4 protein-coding genes and 1 pseudogene are annotated in these 4,539 nt (G+C 59.9%); all 5 read right to left on the bottom strand.

Going from position 1 to position 4,539, the window contains the following annotated elements; genetic code table 11:
• Positions 1–811 (bottom strand): annotated as a pseudogene (locus tag VK725_RS11520) (hypothetical protein); the annotation flags it as partial.
• Entirely contained in the window at positions 808–1,401 is a 594-nt protein-coding gene (locus tag VK725_RS11515; RefSeq protein WP_325318196.1) for an outer membrane lipoprotein carrier protein LolA, read from the bottom strand. The pseudogene VK725_RS11520 and the gene VK725_RS11515, both read right to left, overlap by 4 nt.
• Before the next feature lie 92 nt (positions 1,402–1,493).
• Positions 1,494–2,276: a glycosyltransferase family 2 protein gene (locus VK725_RS11510; RefSeq protein ID WP_325318195.1), complete on the bottom strand. Its 783-nt coding sequence runs from the start codon at positions 2,274–2,276 to the stop codon at positions 1,494–1,496.
• A gap of 19 nt (positions 2,277–2,295) precedes the next feature.
• On the bottom strand, positions 2,296–2,553 hold the full coding sequence (locus VK725_RS11505; RefSeq protein WP_325318194.1) for an acyl carrier protein: 258 nt from the start codon (positions 2,551–2,553) through the stop codon (positions 2,296–2,298).
• 466 nt (positions 2,554–3,019) lie between these two features.
• On the bottom strand, positions 3,020–4,123 hold the full coding sequence (locus VK725_RS11500; protein ID WP_325318193.1) for a Glu/Leu/Phe/Val dehydrogenase dimerization domain-containing protein: 1,104 nt from the start codon (positions 4,121–4,123) through the stop codon (positions 3,020–3,022).
• Positions 4,124–4,539 lie beyond the last annotated feature (416 nt).

Raw genomic sequence — 4,539 nt, 5'->3', positions numbered from 1 at the left:
AAAACGCGATGCCAATCGTCGAGACGAGGCCGACCATGTGCATATCGTGTTCCGCACCGGCTCGTGCGGCCGCGGCATAAAATAGCGCGCCCGTGCGCAACACGCTTGTGCCAGGCTGATTGTGCTCGACTCCGCTCTGTGCCTGATCCAAAGCGCCGAGTGCGCGTTGTTGGATCGCATCGTCATACGACGACCCATTGAGCGTTGCGGTCACCAACACATACGTCGCGTTGTCGCGGTGCACCGTCAGCAGATTGTCTTCCGGCACCAGTGGGGAGCGGCTCCACGGTTGTTGATCCAGCCAGTGCTGCAGCCAGCCGAACGGATCGTCTTGCAGACGCGTACCGATGCCCGTGCTGAAAGGCTCGTTGACGCGCTGTGCGAGCGCCTGCGCCGGGTTGTAACCGGGCTGCGCGAGCGTGGTGCGATCCGCATCGGCCAGCAACGTAAAACGATGCGCGAGATACGGTGCAACGATCTGCTGCAGATCGAATGGTGGCAGCTCTGCCGTGACCGACGCAAAGACATCGTTCTTCGACAGCGAATGGCCAAGTTCGCGCGCCGCCGCCTTGGCGCGTTCCTCATCGGCGTTAGCCACCAGCAGAATCACGCGGTCGCCGTTAGCGTGTGCAAGACGCTGTGCCGCCACTTCAGCAAGCGGATTGCGCTCCGTGGCCGGCAACATGGCCAGTAGATCGGTCTGGATGGGCGAGCGGCCCCGGCCGAACAACAACCATGCGCCAAGCAAAGCGATCAGCAGCGTTGCCGCAATAAACGCACCCGCGCGCAGCCACAGACCTCGTTGATTCATGGCAGGCCGAGCGCCTGTTTTTCCAGCGCGTTGAGCGGGCCCGCATCGCGCGTATCCGTCATGCGGATATCGGTTTGCGTGCCGTCTTGCATCGCGATATGGATGCCTTGCAGAAACGTACCGCCATCCAGCTCGATGCCGTGAAGTACTTGCGCCACACGCGCCTGTTTGGGCGTGAAATGCAAGGTCCACTGTGTGGCTGTGCCATCGGCGGTGACATCGAACTGACGCAGCACCGGATCGATCTGGCCCGCGAGCATCGACTGCAGCATCTGCGAAATCTGGCTGACGCCGCGTTCATTGCGTATCGGTTGCGCGCGGCCGGTCGCATCGATGCTCATCGTCTTGCTGCCGGTCAGCGCAAGCGTTTGCTGATAAGGCTGTTGTACTTGCCACAGCATGCCGTGACCTGTCACGAACAGAAGTTGTCCGCTGCTGCTCTGCGGCTGCGTCAATGCGGGATTTTTTCGCTCTTGCGTAAAGCTCGCACGCACTGCCGTGTGCTGACTCAGTTGCGCGAGCACGCTATGCAGCAGATCTGGCGATGAACCTTGCGCCTGCGCATTCAAGCTGATGCCAAGAAGCAGCAACGCAACAAAGCACCAAAGGGTTCCGTAAAACCGAAACGCATGTCTTCCCCTGCAAGCAGGGGGAGGGGTAATACGCGTCGAAGTAGGGCGATTTATGCAGCCCATGCGGATCTCCTGCGCTTGCGCCACAACAGCATCGGCGCGCGCGGGAGCATGCCCAGCAAAAGGCGTGTGTGCATCGCGGAAATACGCAGGTTGTCGTGCAGCATGCGGAAATGGGAAAGACCGTTTTCCGGGTAGATTACCCGCGTCGGCATGTTGCGAACTTGAACGCCGCGCCACATCAGCCTTACAGCCACTTCCGTATCGAAATCCATGCGCGCAGGCAATGGCGCACGGTCGATCTCGGCGCAGGTTTCTTCGATGGGATAGAGGCGATACCCGCACATCGAATCGCGCAATGTGAATGAGAGCGTTTCCAGCCACACGCACACATGCGTCACGTAGCGGCCGTATAGGCGCGCACGCGGCACGCTTTCATCGAAAATCGGCTGTCCGCAAATCAGCGCACGGGGGTTTGCGCGACCCTCAGCGAGAAAAAGCGGTACGTCGCCCGCGTTGTGCTGACCATCCGCATCGATTTGCAGCGCGTGCGAATAACCGGCATCGCGCGCTGCGATCAGTCCAGCCGTCAGCGCACGACCCTTGCCGCCATTGCGAGGTAGCCGTATCAACTGCACGGTCGATTCGTTCTGCGCAATCGCTTTGAGCACGGCGCGCGTCGCGTCGTCGCTGCCGTCGTCGACGATAACGACTGGCAAACCATGTGCGCGCAAGGCGTGCACGGTTTCGGTGATGGTGTCTTTGTGGTTGTAGATTGGAATGAGTGCGCAGGGATGAAAGCTTTCCCCGATCGGTGCTTGCGCAGATGGCATGAAGGGCCGCCCGTCGCGCTTAGCGCGTCAGCAGCGAGCGAACGGTGGCGACCACATCGCCAACCGTCCGCACGTTCTTGAAATCCTCGGGCTTGATGCGCATGCCAGTCATGTCCTGCACCTGGATGGCAAGATCCACCGCGTCGATGCTGTCCAGTTCAAGATCGGTGAACAGGTTCGTATCCGGTTTGACGCGCGCCGGGTCGATCTCGAAGGTCTCGCGCAAAACATCCTTCAACCTGCTCAGGATGTCCTCGTCGCTGATTCCTGTTTCCATGATTGCGCTCATACACGCCAGCCTACTCTTGCGATCCTGCGATCTCTACGCGGCCCCGCCGACCACAGATTGCCGAACTTGGACTTAGGTCCAAGTAGACGACAGCCAGATGACGCAGGCCGTGAAGACGTTCGATTTGTTCCCTGACCCGTTGACCAGGTCCCCTGAGCTTTACCAGCGCTGGCAAAGCCTTACAACACATTTTCTTACGACCGAGTCTAGCAGAAGTGTTACAGATTTCGGGTTTCGGAACTGTGGCCCGCCGTAAAAAAACACCGGCCCTGCAGCCGGCGTTTTCAACACTCGCGGGTGTAGTTTTTACTGAGCGGATGCGTTCAGCAAAACGTGCTTCGTAACCTCGCCGTCATTCCGACTTGCGCCGGAATGACGATCAAAAGCGGGCACGATAGGCCACAAAAAAACCGCCGGGTGACCGGCGGCTCTTTCTTCAAACAGCGATAGCGAATTACTGACCGCGCATACGGCCGGCAAAGCGCGTACCGCCATTGCCCATATGCGGCAATTTGATCTTGCCGATGGACTCGATGCGCTCTTCGGCCAGACGATCGGCAGCCTTGTAAGTGGCCACGTTCTCCGTCTTGCTGATCTCGAAGATACGGCCCAGGTTGTAGTAGATCGTACGCATCATGCGCATCGCGCGTTCGCGGTTGTAACCGTCGATTTCCAGCGATACGTTCATCACGCCGCCAGCGTTCACGGCATAGTCCGGCGCGTACAGCACGCCGCGGCGGGTGAGTTCGTCGCCGATGGCGTCGTTGGCCAGCTGGTTGTTCGCGGCACCGCAGATGATCTTTGCTTTGATGCGGTCGATGGTCTGCTCGTTGACGGTGCCGCCCAATGCGCAGGGCGAGTACACGTCGGCGTCGACGTCGTAGATTTCGTCCAGACCCACGGCTTCGCAGCCCAACTCATCGACGCAACGCTGCACGGCATCCTTGTTGATGTCGGTGACGAACACCTTCGCGCCCTGTTCGCGCAGCAGCTTGATGAACTCGCTGCCCACGTGGCCGGCGCCTTGCACGGCGTAGCTGTATTTGCCCACGTCTTCGTTACCGTGGCGGAAGTTCAGCGCGGCCATCAAGCCCTGCAGCGTGCCGTACGCGGTGAACGGCGAGGGATCGCCCGAACCGCCATGCACCTGATGCACGCCAGTCACGTATTCGGTTTCGCGGAATACATATTCCATGTCGTTCACGTCGATACCCACGTCTTCCGCCGTGATGTAACGGCCGTTGAGCGAGTTGACGAAACGGCCGAACGCGCGGAACAGCGCTTCGGACTTGTCTTTCGACGGATCGCCGATGATCACCGCCTTGCCACCGCCCAGGTTCAGGCCGGCGACAGCGTTCTTGTACGTCATGCCACGCGACAGACGGAGCACGTCGTTTACGGCATCCTGCTCGGTCTTGTACGGCCACATGCGCAGGCCGCCGAGTGCCGGACCCAGCACCGTGTTATGAATCGCAATGATGGCCTTCAGGCCTGCGTCTTTGTTATGGCAGTAGACGACTTCTTCGTGGCCTGTTTTGGCGATGGTTTCGAAAATCATTGGAACTTGAACTCCACGTATGACGGTGCCGGGGAAGGCAACCACTTATTGGAAGCGTTTGGGCCCCGCCAAGGACCTGACGCCTGAAACTCAAAGCCCCAGCAGGAAGCTGGGGCGGCGAGTTAGCCGACTAAGTTTAGTACGACTCGGGGAACGGCGCTGATGCGCCGCAGCAAATCACCGTGGGCTGCCACAACGAATAACGCCATCGGCATCCTTCACGTATCAAAAAAAAGCCCCGCAGAAGCGGGGCTTTTTCTAGCTTTCGAGCGATGCGAATTAACCGGCAACCCAGACACCGGCGCTGAAGTGCCAGCCGCCGCCGCCCTGAACCCAATGCGGGTGCACATAGTGGTAACCCGGACGCCCACGCTCCCAGTGACCGCCCACACCCACCCAGCGACCGCCACGCCATG

It is taken from the genome of Dyella sp., from assembly GCF_035486915.1.
Lineage (GTDB): Bacteria > Pseudomonadota > Gammaproteobacteria > Xanthomonadales > Rhodanobacteraceae > Dyella_B.
The sequence above is the reverse complement of the archived record's forward strand: the minus strand, read 5'-3'. Positions and strand labels throughout refer to the sequence as shown.